This window comes from Micromonospora sp. RB23 (genome assembly GCF_053585025.1).
In genome coordinates this window covers 2597330-2622190 of record NZ_CM132111.1, presented here as the reverse complement: position 1 = coordinate 2622190, position 24861 = coordinate 2597330, and the positions used below count along the sequence as shown (strand labels likewise).

Annotated in this window: 23 protein-coding genes; 5 read left to right on the top strand and 18 right to left on the bottom strand. The window is 69.3% G+C overall.

The annotated features are described in order from the left end of the window. Nucleotides 1-658 precede the first annotated feature (658 nt). The 14 genes from ACTFTM_RS12045 to pgsA all read right to left on the bottom strand — a co-directional run bounded on the left by ACTFTM_RS12045 (nt 659) and on the right by pgsA (nt 13828). Entirely contained in the window at nt 659-1789 is a 1131-nt protein-coding gene (locus ACTFTM_RS12045; RefSeq protein ID WP_449565867.1) for a phage portal protein, read from the bottom strand. 65 nt (nt 1790-1854) lie between these two features. Continuing rightward, entirely contained in the window at nt 1855-3039 is a 1185-nt protein-coding gene (locus ACTFTM_RS12040; protein ID WP_449565866.1) for a phage major capsid protein, read from the bottom strand. Nucleotides 3040-3221: 182 nt separating this feature from the next. Continuing rightward, a complete protein-coding gene (locus tag ACTFTM_RS12035) occupies nt 3222-3392 on the bottom strand; it encodes a hypothetical protein (RefSeq protein ID WP_449565865.1) in 171 nt (56 codons plus the stop codon). A gap of 1135 nt (nt 3393-4527) precedes the next feature. Beyond that, complete coding sequence (locus tag ACTFTM_RS12030; protein ID WP_449565864.1) at nt 4528-4893, bottom strand: hypothetical protein; 366 nt, start codon at nt 4891-4893, stop codon at nt 4528-4530. Nucleotides 4894-4922: 29 nt separating this feature from the next. Next, nucleotides 4923-5051, bottom strand: a complete 129-nt coding sequence (locus ACTFTM_RS12025; protein WP_449566615.1) for an HNH endonuclease — start codon at nt 5049-5051, stop codon at nt 4923-4925. Between the two features lie 430 nt (nt 5052-5481). Continuing rightward, entirely contained in the window at nt 5482-5946 is a 465-nt protein-coding gene (locus tag ACTFTM_RS12020) for a hypothetical protein (protein ID WP_449565863.1), read from the bottom strand. Nucleotides 5947-6118: 172 nt separating this feature from the next. Beyond that, nucleotides 6119-7786, bottom strand: a complete 1668-nt coding sequence (locus tag ACTFTM_RS12015) for a recombinase family protein (RefSeq protein WP_449565862.1) — start codon at nt 7784-7786, stop codon at nt 6119-6121. 11 nt (nt 7787-7797) lie between these two features. Next, on the bottom strand, nt 7798-8550 hold the full coding sequence (locus ACTFTM_RS12010; RefSeq protein ID WP_449565861.1) for a YebC/PmpR family DNA-binding transcriptional regulator: 753 nt from the start codon (nt 8548-8550) through the stop codon (nt 7798-7800). 259 nt (nt 8551-8809) lie between these two features. After that, a complete protein-coding gene (gene pdxT, locus ACTFTM_RS12005) occupies nt 8810-9412 on the bottom strand; it encodes a pyridoxal 5'-phosphate synthase glutaminase subunit PdxT (protein ID WP_449565860.1) in 603 nt (200 codons plus the stop codon). Between the two features lie 13 nt (nt 9413-9425). Next, entirely contained in the window at nt 9426-10343 is a 918-nt protein-coding gene (gene pdxS / locus ACTFTM_RS12000) for a pyridoxal 5'-phosphate synthase lyase subunit PdxS (RefSeq protein WP_449565859.1), read from the bottom strand. A gap of 142 nt (nt 10344-10485) precedes the next feature. After that, nucleotides 10486-10989, bottom strand: a complete 504-nt coding sequence (locus ACTFTM_RS11995) for a hypothetical protein (protein WP_449565858.1) — start codon at nt 10987-10989, stop codon at nt 10486-10488. An 83-nt stretch (nt 10990-11072) separates the two neighbouring features. Further along, complete coding sequence (locus tag ACTFTM_RS11990; RefSeq protein ID WP_449565857.1) at nt 11073-12233, bottom strand: glycosyltransferase family 4 protein; 1161 nt, start codon at nt 12231-12233, stop codon at nt 11073-11075. Between the two features lie 13 nt (nt 12234-12246). Beyond that, complete coding sequence (locus ACTFTM_RS11985; protein ID WP_449565856.1) at nt 12247-13176, bottom strand: phosphatidylinositol mannoside acyltransferase; 930 nt, start codon at nt 13174-13176, stop codon at nt 12247-12249. Nucleotides 13177-13198: 22 nt separating this feature from the next. Next, entirely contained in the window at nt 13199-13828 is a 630-nt protein-coding gene (gene pgsA / locus ACTFTM_RS11980) for a phosphatidylinositol phosphate synthase (protein WP_449565855.1), read from the bottom strand. Nucleotides 13829-14079: 251 nt separating this feature from the next. On the opposite strand from pgsA, the gene ACTFTM_RS11975 reads away from it, so the two are divergent. Continuing rightward, a complete protein-coding gene (locus tag ACTFTM_RS11975; RefSeq protein ID WP_449565854.1) occupies nt 14080-16236 on the top strand; it encodes an elongation factor G-like protein EF-G2 in 2157 nt (718 codons plus the stop codon). A 183-nt stretch (nt 16237-16419) separates the two neighbouring features. Here ACTFTM_RS11975 and ACTFTM_RS11970 read toward each other — a convergent pair whose 3' ends face one another. Beyond that, nucleotides 16420-17478, bottom strand: a complete 1059-nt coding sequence (locus ACTFTM_RS11970) for an aldo/keto reductase (protein ID WP_449565853.1) — start codon at nt 17476-17478, stop codon at nt 16420-16422. An 85-nt stretch (nt 17479-17563) separates the two neighbouring features. Between ACTFTM_RS11970 and ACTFTM_RS11965 the strand changes: the two genes are divergently transcribed. After that, nucleotides 17564-18058 carry a hypothetical protein gene (locus ACTFTM_RS11965; RefSeq protein WP_449565852.1) on the top strand — a complete coding sequence of 165 codons (495 nt, stop codon included), beginning with the start codon at nt 17564-17566 and terminating at the stop codon, nt 18056-18058. A 34-nt stretch (nt 18059-18092) separates the two neighbouring features. Here the strand turns inward: ACTFTM_RS11965 and ACTFTM_RS11960 are convergent, their stop codons facing one another. Then, on the bottom strand, nt 18093-18605 hold the full coding sequence (locus ACTFTM_RS11960; protein WP_449566614.1) for an HIT family protein: 513 nt from the start codon (nt 18603-18605) through the stop codon (nt 18093-18095). A gap of 176 nt (nt 18606-18781) precedes the next feature. Here ACTFTM_RS11960 and ACTFTM_RS11955 point away from each other — a divergent pair, with 176 nt between their 5' ends. Continuing rightward, nucleotides 18782-19510: a D-Ala-D-Ala carboxypeptidase family metallohydrolase gene (locus tag ACTFTM_RS11955; RefSeq protein ID WP_449565851.1), complete on the top strand. Its 729-nt coding sequence runs from the start codon at nt 18782-18784 to the stop codon at nt 19508-19510. A gap of 183 nt (nt 19511-19693) precedes the next feature. Here ACTFTM_RS11955 and thrS read toward each other — a convergent pair whose 3' ends face one another. Next, the gene (gene thrS / locus ACTFTM_RS11950; protein WP_449565850.1) at nt 19694-21703 is read right to left on the bottom strand and encodes a threonine--tRNA ligase; all 2010 of its coding nucleotides are present in this window, start codon (nt 21701-21703) and stop codon (nt 19694-19696) included. Nucleotides 21704-21879: 176 nt separating this feature from the next. On the opposite strand from thrS, the gene ACTFTM_RS11945 reads away from it, so the two are divergent. After that, complete coding sequence (locus tag ACTFTM_RS11945) at nt 21880-22866, top strand: DUF1775 domain-containing protein (RefSeq protein WP_449565849.1); 987 nt, start codon at nt 21880-21882, stop codon at nt 22864-22866. A 240-nt stretch (nt 22867-23106) separates the two neighbouring features. Here the strand turns inward: ACTFTM_RS11945 and ACTFTM_RS11940 are convergent, their stop codons facing one another. Next, nucleotides 23107-24072: an ADP-ribosylglycohydrolase family protein gene (locus tag ACTFTM_RS11940; protein WP_449565848.1), complete on the bottom strand. Its 966-nt coding sequence runs from the start codon at nt 24070-24072 to the stop codon at nt 23107-23109. A 73-nt stretch (nt 24073-24145) separates the two neighbouring features. Here ACTFTM_RS11940 and ACTFTM_RS11935 point away from each other — a divergent pair, with 73 nt between their 5' ends. Next, nucleotides 24146-24835, top strand: a complete 690-nt coding sequence (locus tag ACTFTM_RS11935; RefSeq protein ID WP_074318485.1) for a response regulator transcription factor — start codon at nt 24146-24148, stop codon at nt 24833-24835. Nucleotides 24836-24861 lie beyond the last annotated feature (26 nt).

Sequence of the window (24861 nt, the reverse complement as noted above, 5' to 3'; positions counted from 1 at the left end):
TCTGGGGCTACGGTCACGTTGGCTCTCCCAAAAAACACGTTTTAGAAGTGAGTAGGACTTACTTGATCCGTGTGAGCCACCAGCAACGCCCGGGGCGCAATCCCGGGCGTTGCTTGCTTCCTGAAGCGGATGCATCAGGGGTCGCTCAGCACTGCGGTTCATTGCACAGGCAACCGGAGCCCGGGTCAAGTCGCGCGCACCCGCCCGGGACTTTCTCGCACCCGCCACCGGGCATTCACCAAGGCGGGCCTGCTCAGTCGCAGTCGGTCGTAGTCCGTCGTAGTCCGTCGTAGTCCGTTGTGGTCAGTGACCCGGTCGTAATACCCCACCCGAATCGCCTTCACCATCTGCACACTCTGGCGTAACGCCTCCCCTCTCCCGGACGGTGACTGTACGCCACCTCGCGGATAACATTAAGCATCTCAAGCGGACAGTTGCAAAGCGCACCTTAGCGCTGTGCCGAAACTACTCTCCGAATTGCTCAGGAATTCCTAAGGACTTTCAATAGGAATCCCTACAGGCTTGGGTAGAGAACCCTATAGAGTCACAGGCGCGGATGGCCGAAAGGATGAGCCGGCCTCCGCCGTTCTCTGTGCAGAGTCTGCACAACCCGACCTGCGTAGCGCTGTACCCCCCGGCGATCCGCTACGCACCGTTACTACTGGTCGTGAGGCTGCTCTTGGCCGTGGGGCAGCGGTTGACGATCTTCAAGGGCCCGCACCTCATCAACGGACAGGAAACCGGCCTCGATGGCCGTCCGGTAAGCCTGGTAACGCTCTGACGTCTTGACCCGCAGGCGGGCGTTAACGTTGAATTGGAGCGACTGCCCGTTAGGCAGCAAAGCCGAGAATGCCTGTTCTATGCGGATAAGCCACGGGGTCAGCGTTTGCTGAACAAACCAACTGTGCTGTTCCTCAACACCGGAACCCCACGAACTAGCGGTAGTCGGATCAAGCATGTACGCGGGCACCCGGAAGATGCCGGCAATAGCAAGCCGGTTGAAACGCTGCGTCTCCAAAAACTGCGCCTGCTCGGGCGTGACGCTAATCGACGTCCACTTGGCACCACCCGTAAGGACACCGATCGCGTGACTGTTCTTCGTGCCCGTGTGACTCTTCTTGAGCAATCGGCCCATCAGGGCCACCTCTGCGGGCTTGGGATTGCCGGGATGCTCAACGACCCCGGACAACGTGGTGCCCTGAGAGAAGAATCGCGCCCCGAATTCCTGCGTAGCCAGCCCGGCACCAATGGTCTGCCGGGCACACTCAAGCGGAGACAGACCGCGCAGGCTGTTTGCCTGAGCAAACCCCTTGACGTGCACAACATCCCGGTCGAACAGGGTTGCGTCACCCACCTTGTAAAGAACGCTGCTCTGATCCTCCGTAAGCTCAACCCGCACGGTGCGAGGGTCTAGCGGCATCAACGCAACCACCTTCCCCTGACTGCTGCGGATCACCCGGACAAAGCTGTTGCCGTCCATCAGCAGGCTTGTCATCACCTTTTGCCAGAAGTCGAACGGCGTATCGAACGGGTTAGGGCTGCTCAGCCAAGCCGGCCCGGTGGCCGTCTTCCGGGTTGCACCAGTAGTCCGCACAACGTCAACGGGAAGACTCGCAACAGCGTCAGCGATCAGGGAAACGCTGGTGTAAACGGCGCTCAGCGTCAGCGCCGAATCCTGAGTAACGCTGGTTCCGGCCCACGTCGGGCCCTGAGTTGCGAACGCCTCAGCGATCCCGCTAGTGGGTGCTGGTGCCGCCCGACGTTCCGTCATTCGATCCCAAAAGCCCATTAGGTCACCTCCATACGAAGAAAGGGCCCGACCCCAAAACGGGGTCGGGCCACTATCGGAATCAATCAGAGAATGCCAGCGATACGAACCACAGCGGCCGGGTTCGGAACCAGCAGATCAGCGCGCATCTTCGCGGTAACAAGCGTCTCGTCCGTCGCGCCGTACACGTACGGGTTGACGTCAAACACCGCATCCTCACGAACCACGGCGTACACCTCGGAAGGCACGTACACGTAAACAGAGGACGCGAGGTTAGAAGTGCCCTGAGTCTCAGTAATGCTCAGGTTGCCCGACAGGAAAACAGGGCGGCCAAAAAGCCGCTTGCTGACACCATCGGACGCGCTACCCGCGCTGTTCTGAATCAGCGACTTAGCGGAACCCGTGCCCTCCTTCAGCTTGAGAATCGCCCGCCAGGTACGGGGAGCCATGACAATTACCGCCGACTCGTCATCGGCGTTAGCCTCAGCCAGCGTGCCGAGAGCGTCCGCAATCGGGTCAAGGTTGGTAAGAGCCGCACCGTTAGCACCCATCGAAACAGCGCCGATACCGGCAACGTTCTTAAGGCCACGAACGTTCGGGGCGGTACCACTACCCTCGAACGCGGAAAGGTCGTACGCCAGACCAACCGAGGTGAGCAGAGACTTAGAAAGCTGCTCAAGCGCCGCCGGCTTGCTATCCGCCAGAACCTCATTCGGAACCCGGGTACCCTGAGCAAACTTCCGAGGAATCGCGGTAAGAGCCTCAGCGGACGGATCGCTCAGCGGAATCGCGCCAGCCTCAGCGATAGCACCCGCCGAACCATCCGCAGTCATGTGCGGAATGACGATGCTGTCACCCGTGGTGCGGATGACGTTAACGCCGGAGCGGAAGATAACCGACCGCTTGCGCAGGAAGTCCAGCGCGAACGTAGCGTTCTCAGCCGGGGTGAAAACAGCACCCATACCCGACGCGCCAGTCAGGGCCCGAACCTCAGCGGCGAGCAGGTCACCCGCGCGCACCTGGCGGTCACCACCGGGCACACCAACCGGGTTAGCGGCAATGGCGGAACGCTGCTCAGCCTGAACGGATGCGCGGGTCTCCACAGCGGCAGGCTCAACCTCGGTGCGCTGCTCGGCCTCAGCCGGGTTGAGAGTTTCGATCGCAGCGTTACGCGACTCAACCGAAAGGGTCGGGTTGTCGGCAATCTCAATCAGGTTGCTAACGAGCGCGGCACGCTTAGCGGTCAGCGCAACATTGTCAAGAGCGGACAAAATAGCTTCTCCTATCAACAAAAATAGCCGCCCCGGGAATCGGGACGGCTAAAGGTCTGCGTGCGTATTCAGTTGTTGTGAAGATGTCTATTCAGTTGTTCGCTCTGCTGCTGGTTGTCCAGCACACCCGCGTATCTCGCTTAAGGTCCTTAATCAGCCGCACCAACGGATGCGGCTTCTGCTCACTTCTCGGATCGGGCATCAATAGCCGCCACCGCGATAAGCCGGTAAACGTTCGCCCACCCGTCCTTACCGTCGACTAGGCAACGGTTCATGCGCCGATAAAACTCAACGGCCATGGCTTCAAGGTCGGGAGCGTCCAGCTCCCGGAATGCCGTAACGAACTGATCCACGCATGTCCTCCCTCCAAACAAAAGAGGGGCCCGGCCGGTTGCCCGGCCGAACCCCTCACCCAATCCGGTTTCTGACTCCACCTATTACGCTTTAAGCGGCGTTCGGGTAACCCTCGTAGTGGTAGCCGTCTGGGAACGCCTGTAGGAACGCCTCAACTTCAGGGGTGGCCCGGAGCACCCCCCGCGTCCGTAAGCCGTTTGTGGACCGTCTGGGACGGCTAGAGATGCCAGCGTGCCGCAGCTTGCGCAACTCGTTGTCTCGCATCTCTTGGCAGGCTGCCGAACACAGCTCTACCGGCCGTCCCCGCTTACGGGTGACCCCGGCATCAAACTTGCGACCGCAAGCAATACAATTCCGGTATCGCTGGCCCCGGTTCCGGGCCCGCTTCCATTCCTGCCGGCGCTGGTTGACTATGGCTTCACGGGTGCGCAAAGCTTCCAACCAATCCGGGCAGAAGTCAGCGTCTAGCGGGTGCCCGACTCGGCACCCGGAACACCATCGGTAATCCTTCATTCCCCTACCCCCGGCTTCTGCTCAGGCCACCGCTCAAACCCCTGCGCCAAGTACTCAGGGAAGAAATACGGACTAGGCGGAGGGGTAGGCCCCGGGGCCCATCCCTCACGCTCAACTAGAAACGTGTAAACGGCGTCAAGCCGGTAACCGTGGTTGCCGATGTGAGGGCCGAACGTCGCATGCCCAAACCCCGTCGATGGCCGGTCCGCCTCCGCTAGCATTTCCTCTAAACTCAGCCCGTCGTCCTGGTCGTCAACCTCAACGGACCCGCCAGGCTTGGAAGCCTTCCGCATCTTCCCGGCACGGCTACGCGCCTTCCGATCCGCAGCGGCCCGCCGCTGACATTCCGTCTTGTCACAGTAGAAACGGTTACCCTTGACAGGGCTGCCGCAACTACGGCACTTCTTAAAGTTGTGCAACCTCAAACCTCCTTACAAGCTGAAACGTGACATGCGGATGTCACGAAGTGTCACGGGGAAAGTCACGGCGGTTTTCGCGTCACCGCAGCTCACACCACGGATGCTGGCTATTCGTGACCTCGGCATGTCACGAAGTCACGCGCACAAAAATCCAGCTAAAGAATGGGTCCGTCGAGAGGGTGGCTGAAAAGTTTCGAGACCCCTACCAGTAGTGGCGGAACCCGTAGATCGTTACCAGTAGGAGGAACACTAAGAACACGGCATGAAATAGGGCGCGAGCGATCTTCTCGCGCGTTGAGGCGGGCTTGCCCTGTCTGTCTAGCGCGAGGCCAACCGTCAGCAGCTCGGCAGCAGTGGATACGGTGATGAGGGCAACGATCACAATGAATACGCGGCTAGCCGTGACGTAACCAGCGGCCACGGCTGCCAGGAACACCACGCCAGCGGCAAGCAAGTTGGCTAGCACATTGATCAGCACGTCACGGGCGAACGCGCGGGGCGTGTCGTTGGGTGTGTCGGTGCGGGCGGCACGCCGCTCCCTGATCTGACGCTGTAGGCGCGTGGTCACTGAGCCAGCGTGCGCCATGTACGCAACCGCTACGTCCGGTTGCCCCGGCCGTAGTTACAGGGCCCGCATGCGGGCCGGAGGTTGGCAAGATCGTTCGTGCCGCCCTTGCTAAGCGGCAGGATGTGATCCGCTGTGTTCGCTGGCCTACGTCGACACAGTGAGCAGACGGGCCCGGCCGCCAGGACTAGGGCCCGGTTCCGCTGATACTCAGCGGTGTAGCCACGCTGGTGCGCTGAGAGCGTGTGCCGCCGCTTTGGCTTGCAGCCGCCGCAGCGACTACCGCTGCCAAGCGGTATGAGCTTGCGGCACCTGGTGCAGGTATTTGAACTGATAACAACCCCTCCCTTCTACGGATCGGCTCTGACGGCCGATCCTTTGTTTCCTTGGTGGTCAATACTGCCGTTGCAGACAGCAACGGCTTAACAGCTATTGACTAGGGCAGGGTTTAGTCAAGGCCGTTCGCCCCCGTGCCTCGTTCCTCGCCACGGGTACTCACTGAGATAGAGAGGAAATCGGACATTGAGCGTGGATCGCTAACCGATCCTGCTGACAGGTTTCAACCAGCCAGGTTGACAAGCTGCACGCTGGCTAGGTCCGAACGATCCGATGCTCTCGGCAGAACCGCGTCCCACGGCCCGCCTGCTGATGATCCGCGTACGGCATCACCAGACATGAAGGCCCCGAAGACGGATCGAGCAAGCCCTTACCGATGGCCTGCGACACGGCACGACTCACGGCCGACACCGTGGCGCGGCAGTACCGATCCTCGTAGCCGAGGATGCCCGCTAGCTGTCCCTTGCTCATCTCCGCGTGCCCGATGCGGTTAGACCAGCCTTCCGCCGCGTACCGCACCCGCAGCCACAACGGGAACTGAGGATCACGCGCCCGTTGCTTGCTCTGCTCATGCGGGCTTGCCCACCAGGACGCGCCACCCCCGAAGTCAATCCGGTTCACCGATTCATGGTCGACAGCCCTGATGTAGGCCGCGTCATCCGGGGACAGCTCCCCGGGGATGTCGGCGCTATCAAAGTCCAGGAACGCGGGCAGCGTCATTCAACCTCCCCAAAGTTGGGCACGGCGGAGCTCCGCCGTTTAAACGGTTTGTGGTTCGTCAAGATTGGCGGGCCCTCAATGGGCCACGCGGTCATCCTATCGGCACCCAACAGGGCCACCAGGGCACGAAAAACCCCGACAGGCTGACGCCTGTCGGGGTTGTCAGCGGCTCTCAGGCCGTCACAAGGGGGCGCTGACGCATGCTCAGCGCAGCGTCAGGGTTGCCGCTCACCCTCGCCGCCAGGTCCGGCGGCAAGTAGAGGCCGAGTTGTACGCCGTCCTCCACAGTCACCGCAACGGCGGTGTAACCCGCCGGGCGATCGAACAGGCCAACGGACACCGGGCCGGCCGCCCTCATCGCTTCCGCCCGGATTCCCGACGCATGGAGCAAAGAACGCCGACCCTCGGTGTCCGACGATGCCCAGACCTGCCGGTATGTCTGCCCGGTGGGCACGTACTCCCACCTTTCCGGGCGGGACGGCTGAGCGGAGAGCTGTTCGCGCTGATTCTCAAGGGCGGAATACATCTCCCGGAAATCCGCCGTACCCTGCTCCCCCTTGTACAGACCGGCAACCCGGTCCGCCCGAAGCTCCCGCATCCGTTCCTCAACGTCCGCCAACTCAGCGGCCGTGTTGTCGCCCGGCACAAACACCTTCCGCAGGACGTCCAGGTCCCCAACCACGGACAGCAACACGTCGCCGGCTAGTCGCTCAAGCTGTTCCGCGCGGGGAGCGCCGGCCCGGCAGTCGTTGCCCTTCCGGGTCCGCCCTGAACAGCGGTAGTAACGATATTCTTGGTTGCGTTCAGCCTTGACTGCCCAATGAAAATGCAACACTTCGCCGCACAGCGGGCAGAAAACAGCGCCAGAGAGCATAGCGTCTGGGGCAGTGCGGGTTTTGGGTCGCTTGTTGCCGTTGATCGCGTCTTGCAGCGCGCCCCACTCCTCTTTAGAAATCAGCGGTTCACCCCGCAGGACAGGCTTACCCTGATCGTCCCTGACAACCCGCCGGTTCTCGTCGGTGAGATAGCCAAGCAATACCGGATTAGTCAGCATCCGCCGTAGAGTCGTATCGGTCCAGAGTTGCGGCGGCAACGGCTCTTTAGTCTCGCGGTCCTTCCGGGGCTGGCCCGTGTCACGCATAGCGGCGTGATCCCTCGGAGACAACACTCCCCGCTTATTGAGGTCCCTAGAAGCGCTGAGGATGCTTACCCCGTCGACAACACGGCGGATCACGTCCCGGATAATCGGCGCACTCACGGGATCATGTTCTAGTTCCACCTCGCCCCGCGCCGCCCGCTGATAGCCGTACGGCGTCAAACCGCCAGTCGAACGCTTTTCTCTGCGCATCCGCCGAACCCGGGCCTGACTGCGCGCCTTCATTCGCGCCAGCTCCGCGCGCGCCAACTCTGCCTTGATGACGAAGTTAAGCCGGAAGCCGTCACCGTCCGCAGAGTCAAGGCGATCGTCGTAACCGATCAGCCGGACCGGGGGACGGACTTCCTTCCCCGTCTCGGGGTCTTTGCCCTCGACAACGTCAAGGATGATGGCGGCGACGTTGAGCCCTTCACGGCTCAGCCGGTCTACGTGCCACGCCACCAGGACGTCAGCACGGCCCTCGACAGCATCCGCCAGCCACGCCCGGAACTCCGGGCGGTTGCGGATGGCACCCGACTTGCCGTCATCGACGTGGAGCGCTACCTCAGCAAAGCCCCGGGCAGCACAAAGCGCCCGAAGATCATCAATCATCCCCTGCTTGGAGAGGTTGCGATCGTCGGACGCTTTGCTCAGTCGCACGTACAGGCTGGCTCGCACGCCGCGCAGCAGGTCAGTCGGGGTCATGGCCCCGCAGCCTACGCGTCGATTTGTGCTAGCGTCTCGTCGGACACGTCGAAGTTCGCGTAGACGTTCTGCACGTCGTCGCAGTCCTCCAGGACGTCGATCAGCTTGAAGATCTTGCGAGCGCCCTCCTCGTCCAGCGGAACGTTCATGCTGGGGATCAGGGAGGACTCGGCCGACTCGTACTCGATGCCGGCGTCCTGCAACGCCGTCCGCACCGGGATCAGGTCGGTCGGCTCGGAGACCACCTCGAACGCCTCACCGAGGTCGTTGACCTCCTCGGCGCCGGCGTCGAGGACGGCCATCATCACGTCGTCCTCGCTGGTGCCCTCCTTGGGCACGATCACCACGCCCTTGCGGGAGAACATGTACGACACCGAGCCGGCGTCGGCCAGCGAGCCGCCGTTGCGGGTCAGCGCGGTGCGCACCTCGGTGGCCGCCCGGTTGCGGTTGTCGGTGAGGCACTCGATGAGCATGGCCACGCCGTTCGGGCCGTACCCCTCATACATGATCGTCTGCCAGTCGGCGCCGCCCGCTTCCAGGCCGGAGCCGCGCTTGACGGCGCGGTCGATGTTGTCGTTCGGCACCGAGCTCTTCTTCGCCTTCTGGATCGCGTCGAAGAGCGTCGGGTTACCGGAGGGGTCGCCACCGCCGGTGCGCGCGGCCACCTCGACGTTCTTGATCAGCTTGGCGAACATCTTGCCGCGCTTGGCGTCGATGACGGCCTTCTTGTGCTTGGTCGTCGCCCACTTTGAGTGGCCGGACATCTTCTACCTCCGTCTGTCATTGCACGCCTGCGTCGACTGCCGCACCGATTCCGCGCCGCATTCGGCGATCCGGCGGCCGGTCTGCCCCGCGGGAAGTGCCGCGCCGGGCGACGGCCCTGCCGAACCGCGGCAATCTTACCGAGGTCACACCCCGCCATGTCACACCCGGGACCCGCCCGGGGCGGCGGCGCGGCGTCGGGGCCCGCTCAGACCAACGGTCCGGAGGCCCGATCCATGCCCGCGCGGCGGCGTGGGTCGCTCAGACGGTACGCGCCAGCTCGACGAAGTACGCGTGCAGGCGCAGGTCGCCCGTCAGCTCGGGGTGGAAGGAGGTGGCCAGCAGGTTGCCCTGCCGGACCGCCACGATCCGCTCGGCGGCCGGCCCACCGGTCACCGTGCCGATCACCTCGACACCCGGGCCGACCCGCTCGACCCACGGCGCGCGGATGAACACCGCGTGGAAAGGGTCGCCCGCCACGCCGGTGATCTCCACGGGCGCCTCGAACGAGTCGACCTGCCGACCGAACGCGTTGCGCCGTACCGTCATGTCGATGCCGGCGAAACCCCGCTGGTCGGCACGGCCGTCCAGCACCTCGGTGGCCAGCATGATCATGCCGGCGCAGGAGCCGTAGACGGGCATGCCGCCGGCGATCCGCTTCTCGATCGGCTCGCGCATCTCGAAGATGTCGACGAGCTTGCTGATCGTGGTGGACTCGCCGCCGGGGAGCACCAGGGCCCCGACCGCGTCCAGCTCGCCCGGACGGCGGACCGGGCGGGCGTCCGCGCCCGCCGCGGTCAGCGCCGCCACATGCTCGCGGACGTCACCCTGCAACGCGAGGACGCCGATGGTGGGCCGACTCATCCGCACCGCCCGCTCACCAGCCGCGCTCGGCCAGGCGGTGCGGCTGGGGGATCTCGTCCACGTTGATGCCGACCATCGCCTCGCCCAGACCGCGGGAGACCTTCGCCAGCACGTCCGGGTCGTCGTGGAAGGTGGTGGCCTTGACGATCGCGGCGGCCCGCTGCGCCGGGTTGCCGGCCTTGAAGATGCCGGAGCCGACGAACACGCCCTCCGCGCCGAGCTGCATCATCATCGCGGCGTCGGCCGGGGTGGCGATCCCACCGGCGGTGAACAGCACGACCGGCAGCTTGCCGCTCTCGGCGACCTCCTTGACCAGCTCGTACGGGGCCTGCAGCTCCTTGGCCGCGACGTACAGCTCGTCGGTCGGCAGCGACGACAGCCGGCGGATCTCCTGCCGGATCTTCCGCATGTGGGTGGTGGCGTTGGAGACGTCGCCGGTGCCCGCCTCGCCCTTGGAGCGGATCATGGCCGCGCCCTCGGTGATCCGGCGCAGCGCCTCGCCCAGGTTGGTCGCGCCGCAGACGAAGGGCACGGTGAACGCCCACTTGTCGATGTGGTTCGCGTAGTCGGCCGGGGTCAGCACCTCGGACTCGTCGACGTAGTCCACGCCCAACGACTGCAGGATCTGCGCCTCGACGAAGTGCCCGATGCGGGCCTTGGCCATCACCGGGATCGAGACCGCCGAGATGATGCCGTCGATCATGTCGGGGTCGCTCATCCGGGAGACCCCGCCCTGCGCGCGGATGTCGGCGGGCACCCGCTCCAACGCCATCACGGCGACGGCGCCGGCGTCCTCGGCGATCTTGGCCTGCTCGGCGTTGACAACGTCCATGATCACGCCGCCCTTGAGCATCTCGGCCATGCCCCGCTTCACGCGGGCCGTGCCGACGACGGGGGCGGTGCCGGTGGTCAAGGCGGTGGTGTCGGACACGGGTCGGCGCTCCTTGGCGTGCGGTGGGAGGTGGCAGCGAAAATGCTACGCACGGCGCCACGCCGCTCCGACAGCCAATCGGAGGGCCGGTGGCCTGCTCTGTGGCCCGGCTCACGGTCCGTCCGGACCGCTTTCGACCTGGTCAGCCGGCCGGCACGTCCGCCGGCACGACGAGCGTCGGATCGTCGATGTCGAAGTAGCGCGGCCACTCGCGGCCCCGCCCCATCCGCAACAGGCGCACCAGCGGACGACTGCGCGCCGACCGGGCGTCACGGACCAGGTCGGTGTGCACCTGCCGGGACAGCGCGAGCCGCCGACTCGCCGCGATGACCGCCGTGCAGTCCGCGTCGGCCGGGTCCAACCGCACCGTGCGTAACTGCCGGGTCAGGTCGTTCTCCGCCGCTTCCCGCTCGTCCGGAGGGGCGTCGAGCGCGATCCGGGCCGCCGCGTACAGCTCGACGCCGAACCGCCGCTCCGCCAGCACCGCGGCGGCCGCCGCCCGGCGCAGCAGGTGGGCGTCGAGGGCCCGCGCCGCCAGCTCCGCGCGGGCCTGGAGCCGCTCGACCCGGCCGGCGGTCCAGATGAGGTACGCCGCAAGCACCCCCACGAGCACGCTCGCGGCCACCACCCACCACATGTGCGGCATCGTAGTGCTGCTCCGTTTCTCCTCCATTGCGCGCGCCGCCGCCGGTCACCAACGTCACCAGGCGCACCATCGGTCACTCCGGCTCAGCCCAGCCCCACCCACTCCTGGTCGATGACCCGTCCGTCGGTCGCCTCGATCGCCGCTGCGTATACCTCCAGAACACGGCGCGCAACCATGGGCCAGTCGAAATTCGCCACCACCTGATCACCGCAGGCGGTCAGGGTGGTCCGTGCCGCCGGATCGTCGAGCAGCTCGGACAGCGCGTCGCGCAGCCCCACCGCGTCACCGGTCGGGAACAACCGCCCCGCCCGCCCACCGTCGAGCACCCGGCGGAACGCGTCCAGGTCGCTCGCCACGACCGTGGTGCCGGCGGCCAGTGCCTCGGTCAGGATCATGCCGAACGACTCGCCGCCGGTGTTCGGCGCCACGTACAGGTGCACGCTGCGCAGCATCCGCGCCTTGTCCGCCTCGGAGACCAGACCGAGGAACGTCACCCGTTCCCGCAACTCGGCGGGGAACTGGTCGTACAGGTCGTCCGGATCACCCGGGCCGGCGACCAGCAGCCGCAGGCCAGGCCGGGTCGCCGCCAACGCCACGAAGGCGTCCCGCAGCACCGGGAAGCCCTTGCGCGCCTCCGTGAACCGGCCCAGGAAACCCAACGTGCCGCCGGTACCCGGCCCGCACTCCCCCGGCCAGTCCGGCAGCGGCTCGGCGTCGGCGAACTTCGCCACCGCCACCCCGTTGGGGATCTCCACCGCGCCGCCGTCCATGTGCTCGACCTGCACCTTGCGGGCCAGCGCGCTCACCGCGATCCGGGCGGTGATCCGCTCCAACACGATCTGCAGGACGCCCTGCGCGGCAGCGAGGACCCGCGAGCGGGTCATCGCCGTGTGGAAGGTGGCCACCACCGGTCCGCGCGCCGACAGCACCGCCAGCAGCGACAGGCTCAGCGTCAGCGGCTCGTGCACGTGCAGCACGTCGAAGTCACCGTTGGTGAGCCAACGCCGCACCCGGGCCGTGGAGACCGGGCCGAACGCGATCCGGGCCACCGACCCGTTGTACGGCAGCGGCACCGCCCGACCGGCGGACACCACGTACTCCGGCAGGTCGGCGTCCTCGTCGGCCGGGGCGAGCACACTGACCTCGTGGCCGAGGCCGATCAGCGTCTCCGCGAGGTCCACGACGTGGTTCTGCACGCCGCCGGGCACATCGAAGGAGTACGGGCAGACGATACCGATCCGCATGCGTCCACCCCCTTCAGGACCGACCCGAGGCCGGCGCCGACAGCTCCGTGCCGCCCGCGCCGCGCTGGTCCAGCCACATCCGCTGCAACATGTGCCAGTCTTGCGGATGCCGGGCGATGCCCGTCGCCAGACCGTCGGCGATCATCTGGGTCAGCGACCGGACCCGCGCGTCCAACGGCCCCGCCTCCGGGCCGGGCACCGGCAGCGGGCCGGAGAGCGAGGCGCACGCCGCGTCCTCCTCGTACCACATCGAGGCCACGTAGAGCGGCGCCCCGGTGTGGATCGCGAGCAGCGCGGGCCCGGCGGGCATGCGTGTCTTCGCGCCGAAGAAGTCCACCTCGACGCCGCGGGCCGACAAGTCCCGGTCGGCCAGCAGCGGCACGACCGCGCCCGAGCGCAGCCGGTCCAGCAGCACGTCGAACGCCGGACGCGGGCCGCCGTGGGTGGGCAGGATCTCCATGCCCAGCTTCCCGCGGAACGCCAGGAACCGCTTGTACACGCCCTCCGGCTTGAGCCGTTCCATGACCGTGCTGATCGGCCAGCCGGTGGCCGCCACCCAGGCGCCCGCCGCGTCCCAGTTGCCGGCGTGCGGGAGCGCCACCACCGCGCCCCGGCCCGCGGCGACGTCGGCGGCCAGCAGCTCCGCGCCGTCGAGCCGGAAGCCGGACAGGATCTGTTCCCGGCTCAACGACGGCAGGCGGAACGCCTCCATCCAGTACCGGGCGTACGAGCGCATGCCCCGCCGCACGAGATCGTCCAGCTCGGCCTCGGGCATTTCCGGGCCGACCACCCGGCGCAGGTTGGCGCGCAGTCGAGCCGTACCCCCGCCGCCGCGGCGGTGCGCGCGGTCCGCGCCCGCCGCGAACGCCGCCGCCGCCAGCGGCCGGGGAAGCGCGCGGACCAGCCGCCAGCCAGCGAGGTAGCCCAGCTCGGTGAGGTTCACGCGGCCCGGCCGCCGGTCGCGCTCACGCCTGGCCGTCCGGCTGGAGCTGCTGGGCCTGGCGGTATACGTGCGCCATGCGCTGCCCCACCGTGAAGATCGAGATGGCGGCCAGCAGCCAGAGCGCGATCTCCAACGCGGGCTTCACGCCCACGCCGGTGAGGATCCCGCCGACGCCGACGATCAGCAGCCGCTCGGTGCGCTCGGCGATGCCCACGTTGCAGGTCATGCCCAGCCCTTCGGCGCGCGCCTTCACGTACGAGACGAGCCCACCGGCGGCGAGGCACAGCAGCGCGGCGGCGACCCCGGAGTGATCATTCCGGGTGGCCAGCCAGTACGCCACCGCGCCGAACACGGCGCTGTCGGCGACCCGGTCCATGCTTGAGTCGAGGAACGCGCCGAACCGGGTGGAGCCGCCGCTCATCCGGGCCATCGTCCCGTCGAGCAGGTCGGTCAACGCGAACACGGTCACGATCAACGCGCCCGCGACCAGATGGCCGCGGGCACCGAAGCCGAGCGCGCCGACGAGCACACCTACGGTGCCCGCGACGGTGACGACATTGGGAGTGACGCCCGCGCGCAGCAGGGCGCGGGCAATCGGCTCGACGACGCGGGTCATCCCCGCGCGGGCCGACACTTGGAAGATCTTCGCCATGGCGGTCCCCACGATAACGGTCCGCGCAGCTCCGGCCATAACGCCGGTCCCGGCGACCCGCCCGGGGCAGGCTTGTGCGTGTCCGGCAACGGGTGTGAGATCGAGCCGGGAGGTGAGCCAGCTCACCCGTCCGCCCGTTGAGTTCCCACATCGCAGCAGACCACCGGAGGATATCGCCGCGCACTCGCCCCGGGCCGCTTTCTCCTCGCGCGGCGGTCGCCACCCACCACCGGCTGAGGGAGGTGCGCCCCATGGCGCAGAAACATCAGGACAAGGGGGCCGCCGGCGGCACGCCGGTGGTGACCGAACCCGCGCGGGTTCGCAACGTGGTACTCGTCGGGCACTCCGGCGCGGGCAAGACCACGCTCGTCGAGGCCCTGCTCGCCGCGACCGGCACGATCAGCCGGGCCGGCAGCGTCGTCGACGGCACGACCGTGGGCGACCACGACCCCGCGGCCGTACGCCAGCAGCGCTCGGTGAGCCTGTCGTGCGCGCCCCTGCTGCACGACGGCATCAAGGTCAACCTGCTGGACACGCCCGGGTACGCCGATTTCGTCGGCGAGCTGCGCGCCGGTCTGCGGGCCGCCGACGCCGCGCTGTTCGTGGTCTCCGCCGCCGGCGGCATGGACGCGGCCACGGTGGCCCTGTGGGAGGAGTGCGCGGCGGTCGACATGCCACGCGCCGTCGCGGTGACCCGCCTCGACGCGCCGCGCGCCGACTTCGACGAGACGGTCGCGCTCTGCCAGCGGGTCTTCGGCGACAACGTGATGCCCCTATACCTGCCGATGCTCGGCGACGACGGCGTCTCCACCGAGGGTCTGCTCGGGCTGATCACCTGCCGGGTGTTCGACTACACCGCCGGACTGCCCGCCGACGTGCGCGACCCGGACCCGGAGCACCAGCGGGCCATCGACGAGTCCCGCAACGAGCTGATCGAGGGGATCATCGCCGAGAGCGAGGACGAGACCCTCATGGACCGCTACCTCGACGGCGAGGAGATCGGCACCGACGTGCTCGTCGACGACCTGGAGAAGGCCGTCGCCCGGGGCCACTTCTATCCGGCGGTGCCGGTCTGCGCCGAGACCGGCGTCGGCCTGGACGCGCTGCTGGAGGTGCTGACCGCGGCGTTCCCGTCACCGCTGGAGCACGAGCTGCCGGCGGTCACCGGCGTGGACGGCTCGCCCCGCCCGCCGCTGAGCTGCGACCCGGACGGCCCGCTGGTGGCCGAGGTCGTCAAGACCACCGTCGACCGACACGTCGGCCGGGTCTCGCTGGTCCGGGTCTTCTCCGGCACGCTGCGTCCCGACGACACGGTGCACATCTGCGGGCACGGTATGGCCGAGCGCGGGCACCCCGACCACGACGCCGACGAGCGGGTGGGACACCTCTACACCCCGCTGGGCGCCACCCTGCGCGAGGTGCCGCACTGCGTCGCCGGCGACATCTGCGCGATCACCAAGTCGCCCAGCGCGGAGACCGGCGACACGGTGTCGGCCAAGGACGACCCGCTGCTGATCGCGCCGTGGGAGATGCCGGAGCCGCTGCTGCCGGTGGCGATCGTCGCCCGCAGTCGCGCCGACGAGGACGCCCTCGCCCGCAACCTCGCCCGGCTGGTCGCCGGCGACCCCACCCTGCGGCTGGACCGCAACCCGGAGACCCACCAACTGGTGCTCTGGTGCATGGGTGAGGCGCACGCCGACGTCCTGCTGGACCGGCTGCGCGCCGGGGGCGTCGAGCTGGACACCGAACCGGTGCGGGTGTCGCTGCGCGAGACGTTGACCGCCCCCGCGCGGGGGCACGGCCGGCACGTCAAGCAGTCCGGCGGCCACGGCCAGTACGCGGTCTGCGACATCGAGGTCGAGCCACTGCCCCGGGGCGCCGGCTTCGAGTTCGTCGACCGGGTCGTCGGCGGCGCCGTCCCGCACAACTACATCCCGTCGGTGGAGAAGGGCGTCCGCGCCCAGATGGAACGCGGACTGGTCGCCGGCCACCCGGTGGTCGACCTGCGGGTCACCCTGGTCGACGGCAAGGCGCACAGCGTCGACTCCTCCGACGCGGCCTTCCAGACCGCGGGAGCGCTGGCGCTGCGCGACGCGGCCGAGCGCGGCCAGCCGGCACTCCTGGAGCCCATCGACGAGGTGACCATCCGGGTGCCGGACGGCTCGGTGGGCGCCGTGCTGGGCGACCTGTCGGGGCGGCGTGGCCGGGTACTGGGCACCGAGCCGGACCCGGACGCCGACGGTCGCACCCTGGTCCGCGCCGAGGTGCCGGCCCTGGAACTGCTGCGCTACGCCGTCGAGCTGCGCTCGATGACCGCCGGCACCGGCACGTTCCGCCGCCACTTCGTCCGCCACGACCCCATGCCGACCCACCTGGCCGACCAAACCCGCAAAGAACAAACCCCCTAACCCCACACCCCTCCCCACCCACCCGCCCCGCCCCCGCCCCGCCCCGCCCGGCCCCGCCTCGTCGATCATGAAGTTGTGGTGGGTGGCAAACCCCTCCATATCCCCACGTTTCGGGCACCATCACTCCATGATCGACGGGCGGTGGGTGAGGGCGGGTTACGAGAAAGGCAGCCCCGGGTCGGGTTAGGGGTGGGTTTGGGGGTGGGTGGGTCGGGGCCAGTGGGGGCGGTCGGCGTCGCGCAGGGCCGCCGCGCGCAATGCGGCCAGTTGGCGTTCCACCTCGACGAACTGGTCCGCCGGCAGCGGGCCCAGGCGCAGCGCCGCCGCGTTCTCCTCGACCTGCGCGACGGTCCGGCAACCCGGGATCGGGATGGCACGTCCGCTGCGGGCCCAGATCCAGCCCAGCGCACCCTGGGCGAGGGTACGACCGTCGGCGGTCAGCGCGGCACGGACCGCGCCGACCCTGCGCAGCCACTCCGGCGCCGGGCGGCCACCCCGGAACCACTCCAGCCAGCCCGGCGCCAACCCGCGTACGTCGTCGCGGGGCAGCGTGGACGCGGCCGTGTACTTGCCGGTGAGCAGCCCCATCCCGAGGGGCCCCTGGTTGATGCTGGCCAGGTCGTACTTGTCGCAGACCGCGAGCACCTCGGGGGCGTCGCGCAGCACCGACAGGGCGTGCTGCACGGCGGCGGCGCCCGGGGCGGCCTGCCCGAGCGCGGCGGCCCGGTCGACGCGGTCGGTGCTCCACCCGTACGCCCGGATCAGGCCCTCGGCGACGAGATCCTCGCAGGCGGCGAACAACGCCTCCGCCCGGTGCACGGGCAGGTCGGCCAGGTGGAGCTGGTAGAGGTCGATCCGGTCGGTGCCCAGCCGGCGCAGCGAGGCGGTGACGGCCCGCCGCAGGTACGCCGGTGACGCGTCCTCGCCGGTGGCCTGCCGGGCCGCCTCGTCGAACGTGTAACCCCACTTGGTGGCGATCACGGCGTCGTCCCGGTGGCCGGCGAGCGCCCGGCCCAGCACCCGCTCGCCGTGCCCCGCGCCGTACGTGTCGGCGGTGTCGAAGAGGGTCACGCCCAGCTCGAACGCACGGCGTACGGCCCGCACCGACTCGTCGTCGTCGACCGCTCCCCAGCCCAGCGGCTGACTGCCCTCCGCCCAGGGACCGGCGATCGCCCAGCACCCCATGCCGAGGGCGCTGACCTCGATGCCGCTGCGCCCCAACATCCGTGTCGTGACTGCCATCGGCCGATCGTGCCACCTCCGGCGGGCCGGGGCGTGGCAACCACCCACGTGGAAACGCGGTACGCGCCGGCCGACGGTGTACGGCATGATCGTCGCCATGCGACGGCTGGGCGTGGACATCGGCGGTGTGCTCATCGAACCGGCCGACGACGACGCCGACACCTCCTTCTTCGGCGCGCACTACCTGCGTACGCCCATGGTCGACGGCGCGTTCGACGCGCTCGCGGCGATCGGGCCGGCGTTCGACGAGGTGCACCTGGTCTCCAAGTGCGGCGAGTCCACCGAGCGGCGGACCCGGGACTGGCTGGCCCACCACGACTTCACGACACGCACCGGGATCCCGGTGGAGCGGGTGCATTTCTGCCGGACCCGTCCGGCCAAGGCGCCGATCGCCCGGCGGCTCGGCCTGACCCACTTCGTGGACGACAAGCTGGAGGTGCTGGGTTACCTCGACTCGGTGCCGCACCGCTTCCTGTTCCGGCCCCGCCCGGCGCAGGTCGCCGCGTACGCCGCGCTGCTGCCGCTCGTACACCGGGTTCAGAGCTGGCCGGAGCTGATCCCGCTGCTGCGCGCCGACTAGCCGGGCCGGCGCGGACGTCGGGCGGGCCGCACGGTCACGACGGCCAGGCGCGGGCGAGCAGGTCGCGGGTGTCGTGCAGGAGCTGCGGCAGCACCTTGGTGCGGCCGATCACCGGCATGAAGTTCGCGTCGCCTCCCCAGCGCGGCACCACGTGCTGGTGCAGGTGGGCGGCGATGCCGGCGCCGGCGACGCCGCCCTGGTTCATGCCCAAGTTGAAGCCGTGCGCGTTGCTCACCTTGCGGATCACCCGCATCGCGGTCTGGGTGTGGGACGCCAGCTCGACGGTCTCCGCCTCGTCGAGGTCGGTGTAGTCGGCGACGTGCCGGTACGGGCAGACCAGCAGGTGCCCGGGGTTGTACGGGTAGAGGTTGAGCACGACGAAGACGTGCTCACCGCGGGCCACCACGAGGCTCTCCTCGGCGGGCAGTCCGGGAGCGAGACAGAACGGGCAGCCGGTCGGCTTCTCGTAGCCCTCGGCGGGGCGGTCCTCACCCGAGATGTAGGTCATCCGGTGCGGCGTCCAGAGCCGATCCAGGCCGTCCGCCATGCCGCCGCTGTCCGTGTGTCGCTCCGCCCCTGTCACGAGCCGATCCTACGGAGCCGGGCCGGCGGGCCGCGACACCCGTGACCGGAAACTCGATTCTGCAACTTCTTGACGGAGTCGAGACTCAGCCATGAAACTTCCATTCATTCATGTTATTAGATCAATGGATGGAGAACTTCATGATCCGTCAGCTCGGCAGGGTTCTGGCGGCGCTCGCGCTGGCCGCCGTCACCACGGTGACCGGGGTCACCCTCACCTCCAGCGCCGCGCACGCCGACGGCTGCTACACCTGGGGCCGCACCCTGTCCCAGGGGATGTCCGGCGAGGACGTCCGGCAACTTCAGATCCGCGTCGCCGGCTACCCCGGCTACGCCGCCGTGCTCACCATCGACGGCGCCTTCGGTCCGGCCACCCGGTCGGCGGTGATCCGCTTCCAGCAGGCGTACGGGCTGGGCGCGGACGGGATCGCCGGCCCGAACACCTTCAACCGGCTCTACGCGCTCCAGGACGACGACTGCACACCTGCCAACTTCAGCTACGCCGAGCTGAACAACTGCAACAGCACCTGGTCCGGCGGCGCGGTGTCGGCGAGCACCGCCCGCGCCAACGCGCTCGTCTCCATGTGGAAGCTCCAGGCGCTGCGGCACGCCCTCGGCGACGTGCCCATCGCGATCAGCAGCAGTTTCCGCAGCTACGCGTGCAACAGCGCGGTCGGCGGGGCGTCGAACAGCCGGCACCTGTACGGCGACGCGGTCGACCTGGTCGGCTCACCGTCGTTCTGCCGGCTCGCCCAGCAGGCCCGCTACCACGGCTTCGCCCAGATCCTCGGACCCGGCTACCCGGACCACAACGACCACACCCACGTGGCGGCGGTCGGCGGCTGGTCGGCGCCGAACTGCGGCATCTGACGACGGGCAGCCCGCCTCGCGACTGAAGATCGCGCTCGAACATGGATGTAGTGGCCTCCCGCGGCGGGGAGGCCACTACATCGTGGATCGAGCGCGATCAAGCGGCGGGCGACGGGCGGCGCGCGGGCGGCGCGCGGCCGTGGGCGGGCGGCGGGCGGGCGGCGACGCACCCGCGCGCAGGCGCTACTCCGCGGCGGCGGAGGGGCCGATGTTGGTGCGGGAGGTCACCACGTCCAGGACGTGGGTCACCGCCTCGGCGACCGGCACACCGTTGCGCTGCGAGCCGTCGCGGTAGCGGAACGAGACCGTGCCGGCGGCCACGTCGTCGTCGCCGGCGATCACCATGAACGGGATCTTCTGCTGCTGCGCCGTACGGATCTTCTTCTGCATCCGGTCGTCGCCCGCGTCCACCTGGGCGCGGATGCCCTCGGCGCGCAGCGCGGCCACGAAACCGTGCAGGTAGTCGGTGTGGTCCTCGCGGATCGGGATGCCGACCACCTGCACGGGCGCCAGCCAGGCCGGGAACGCGCCCGCGTAGTGCTCGGTGAGCACCCCGAAGAACCGCTCGATCGACCCGAACAGCGCCCGGTGGATCATCACGGGACGCTGACGGCTGCCGTCGGCGGCCTGGTACTCCAGCCCGAAGCGCTCCGGCTGGTTGAAGTCGACCTGGATGGTGGACATCTGCCAGGTCCGGCCGATCGCGTCGCGGGCCTGCACGGAGATCTTCGGCCCGTAGAACGCCGCGCCGCCCGGGTCGGGCACCAGCTCGAGGCCCGAGGTCGCGGCGGCGGTGCGCAGCGCCTCGGTGGCCTCCTCCCAGTCCTCGTCCGCGCCGATGAACTTGGGCGAGTCGTCGCGGGTCGACAGCTCCAGGTAGAAGTCGTCCAGGCCGTAGTCACGCAGCAGGTCGAGCACGAAGCTCAGCAGCGTGGACAGCTCACCGGCCATCTGCTCGCGGGTGCAGTAGATGTGCGAGTCGTCCTGGGTGAGGCCCCGGACCCGGGTCAGGCCGTGCACGACACCGGACTTCTCGTACCGGTAGACCGTGCCGAACTCGAACATCCGCAGCGGCAGCTCCCGGTACGACCGCCCGCGCGACCTGAAGATCAGGTTGTGCATCGGGCAGTTCATCGCCTTGAGGTAGTAGTCCGCGCCCTCCAGCTGCATGGGCGGGAACATGGTGTCCGCGTAGTACGGCAGGTGCCCCGAGGTGTGGAACAACTGCGCCTTGGTGATGTGCGGGGTGTTGACGAACTCGTACCCCGCCTCCTCGTGCCGCCGCCGCGAGTAGTGCTCCATCTCCCGGCGGATGATGCCGCCCTTGGGGTGGAAGACCGCGAGGCCCGAGCCGATCTCGTCGGGGAAGCTGAACAGGTCGAGGTCCGCGCCCAGCTTGCGGTGGTCGCGCCGGGCGGCCTCCTCCAAGAGCTTCAGGTACGCCTTCAGCTCGTCCCGGGTCGGCCACGCGGTGCCGTACACCCGCTGGAGCTGGGGGTTCTTCTCCGACCCGCGCCAGTAGGCGGCGGCCGAGCGCATCAGCTTGAACGCGCCGATCAGGCGGGTGGTCGGCAGGTGCGGGCCCCGGCACAGGTCCGACCAGCAGACCTTGTCCTCCTTGGCGTCGAGGTTGTCGTAGATGGTCAGCTCGCCGCCGCCGACCTCCATCACCTCGTCGGTGTCCAGGCCCTCGCCCTTGACCTCGATCAACTCCAGCTTGAACGGCTCGTCGGCCAGCTCGGCGCGCGCCTCGTCCAGGCTGCCGAAGCGGCGGCGACGGAACCGCTGCCCGGACTTGATGATCTCCTGCATGCGCTTCTCGAGCTTGGCGAGATCGTCCGGCTGGAACGGCTTGTCGACGTCGAAGTCGTAGTAGAAACCGTTCTCGATCGGCGGGCCGATGCCCAGCTTCGCCTCGGGGAAGACGTCCTGCACGGCCTGGGCGAGGACGTGCGCGGTGGAGTGCCGCAGCACGTTGAGCCCGTCCGGCGAGTCCAGGCTGACCGGCTCGACCACGGTCTCCTCGGCGGGCGACCAGTCCAGGTCACGGAGCTGACCCTGCGGGTCGCGGACCACGACGATCGCCTTGGGGCCGTTCGCGGGCAGTCCGGCCGCGGCCACCGCGTCGGCCGCCGTCGTCCCGGCGGCGACGACGACGGGGTCGGCCACGGCGGGGGTACGGGGTGCGGACACGGTGACTCCTCCAAGCGGTACGACATGGTGCCGACAGTCGGCCCCTGCCGATGCTATCGGTCGCGCCGTCGGCGCCTTCCGGACGGCTCACGTTGAACCTTTCGCGTCCCGAATCCGAACTAGGTGGTGTGGCCGGAAACCGGTGCCGGTCGCGCCGAGACGGATGGGGGCACGAAATGGCGAGCACGCACGGCGGTGGCCGTCCGCGGCGGATCGCGGCGGTGACCGCGTTGACCGCGGCCGGGCTGCTGCTCTGGCCCGCTGCGGCGGCGCAGGCCGCGGACGTGACGACCACCCCGACCGAGGCACGGCAGGGCGACGCCGTACGGCTGGAGTTCAGCGTGCCCGAGGAGCGGGCCGGCACGAAGACCAGGCAGATCGAGATCCGGTTGCCGGCCGACGCGCCGGTGGCCGAGGTCTACCCGATGTCGGTCGACGGCTGGGCGCCCCGGATCGACTCCAAGACCCTGGACAAGCCGGTGGCCGGCATCCACTCCTCGGGTGTGAGCACCGTGACCACGGCGGTGACGTGGGTCCGCGTCGGCGGGGGCGCGGGCGGCCCGGCCCGGCTGGCGCTGTCCATGGGTCCGCTGCCGCAGGCCGAGCGGCTCACGTTCGAGGTCGTCCAGACGTACGCCGACGGGACCGTCGTGCGGTGGGCGGACGCGAGCGGCGACCACCGCGCGCCGGTGCTGACGCTGCTGCCGGCTGCCCCGGGCGCCGCCGGACCGGCCGTGCACGGCGGCCATGGCGCGCCGGCGGCGGGCGCGGCGAACGGTGCCGCAGACGGCGCTTCCGGCGGCGGTGGCACGGCGGCGCGCGCGTCGGCCGGCTCCGGCGAGGAGTCCGGCAACGCGGACGCGATGCTCGCCGCCGGCCTGCTGGCCGGCCTCGGTGGCGGCGCGGCGATCGGCTGGCTGGTCAGCCGGTGGCGTCGACGCGACCCGGCCGAGGACTCGGCCCTGGCCGAGATCACGGGCGAGCCGGTCGATCCGGCGGCACCCACCGACACGACGACGGTCGACGTGGTCGCACGGGCCGACGAGACGCCGGCGGTCGACGTGGTCGTACGGGCCGACGAGACGGCGGCGGTCGGCGCGGCGGCACAGCCCGACACGACGGCGGAGGCGGTCCCGGTCGGCGCTCCGGCTCGCGCCAGCTGAGCGAACGCTGGCCGAACCCGACCTAGTCCCATGATCGACACGAGATCGCCGATATCGGCCTATCCTGCGCCCGGGTTAGCCCGATATCGGCGATGCGGAGTGGATCAAGCCGGTCTCGGCACGGCGCGCACGGCCGGGCACGGCACGGCGGGCACGGCCGGTCTCGGCACGGCGCGCACGGCCGGGCACGGCACGGCGCGCACGGCCGGGCATGGTCGGCGGTCCGGGCACGCCGGGTCGTCAGGGCAGCCAGGCGGGTAGCGGCTCGCGGGCGGCCAGCCACGCGTCGGGAACACCGCCCGGCGTGCCGACCCCGGTGTACGCCGCCACCACCGCCCCCGCGATGGCGGCCGTGGTGTCCACGTCACCGCCGGCGCGTACGCAGGTCCGGATCGCCGCCGGGTAGTCGTCGAGGTGGGTGGCGGCGACCCAGAGCGTGAACGCGACGGTGTCCTGGGCGGTCACTCGGGCGCCGTTGCCGAGCGCGGCCGCCACGCGGGGCAGCGGGCGGCCGAGCAGGCCGATGCCGCGGTGTACGCCTCGGTGCACCTCGGTGCCCGCGTCGACCGCGGCGGCGACCCCGGCGAGGAGCCGGGCCGGGACCGGTCGGTGGCCGTCCAGACGGGCCCGGGCGGCGAGCGCGGCGGCCACCGCCACGGCGACCGCGCCGGCGATCCCCTCGGGGTGCGCGTGGGTCACCTCGGCCGAGGCGCGGGCCTGCGCCGCCGCGCGGGCGGTGGAGTCGGCGAAGTACGCGCCCAGCGGGCCGACCCGCATGGCCGCCCCGTTGCCGCAGGAACCCTGGCCGTCGAAGGCCAACGCGGCGGCCACCGGCCACGGCGTGCCGGTGCGGATCAGCCGCAGGATCAGCATCGCGCCCGCGCCGTAGCCGCGCCGCGCGTCGCAACGCTCGGCGAACGCCAGCGCCAGCCGATCCCGGTCGATGGCGCCCGACGCGGCCAGCTCGGCGACGACCGAGCAGGCCATCTCGGTGTCGTCGGTCCAGGCCCAGGGCGCCGGTGGCAGGATGCCCGCCCCGGGATCGGTCGCGCCCGACGGGTCCGGCCACGCGCCGGGCACGTCATCGGGAACGACGGCCGTGGCCGCCGGGGCGTACCGCTCGCCGAGCGCGTCGCCGGTGGAGAGGCCGGCGAGGCTGTCCCGGGCGAGCGCCAGGCGAGCGTCGGCGAACAGGGTGAACGACATCGTCGTACCAGCTTGCCCGCTTCCCAGGTACGTCGCAACGCGATCAACTTGCCAGGCCAAGTACCGTCTTGTCGTGGCCTCCGTGCTCCTGGTCGAAGACGATCACGTCGTACGCGGCGCGATGCTGCGGTCCCTCGCTGACCGGGGGCACGCCGTGCACGCCGTGGGTACCGCCCTGGACGCGCTGCGACGGGTCGCCGCGGAGACACCCGACCTCGTGGTGTTGGATCTGGGCCTGCCCGATCTGGACGGCTCGGACGCGCTGCGGATGCTGCGCGGCATCACCGACATCCCGATCATCATCGCCACCGCGCGCGACGACGAGCAGTCGGTGGTCAAGCTGCTGCGCGCCGGCGCCGACGACTACATGGTCAAGCCGTTCACGGGCGCGCACCTGGACGCCCGCATCACCACGGTGCTGCGGCGCGCCGGACGGGCCAGCCGGACGGTGCAGCCGGCGGTGCACACTGTCGGCGGCCTGCGGGTGGACGTCGGTGAGCGCAGCGCCCATCTCGACGGGGAGCCGTTGGCGCTGACCCGCAAGGAATTCGACCTGCTGGCGTATCTCGCCGCACGACCTGGGCGGGTAGTGTCCCGCCGGGAACTCTTGGAGGAGGTATGGCGGCAGCCATCGGTCGGCGAGGATCAGACCATCGACGTACACCTGTACTGGCTCCGCCGAAAGATGGGCGAGTCCGCGGCGAAGCCGCGCTACCTGCGCACCGTGCGGGGGGTCGGGTTCCGGCTGGTGGCACCGGACTGAGGACGGCGCTGGCCCTGCTCACGGCC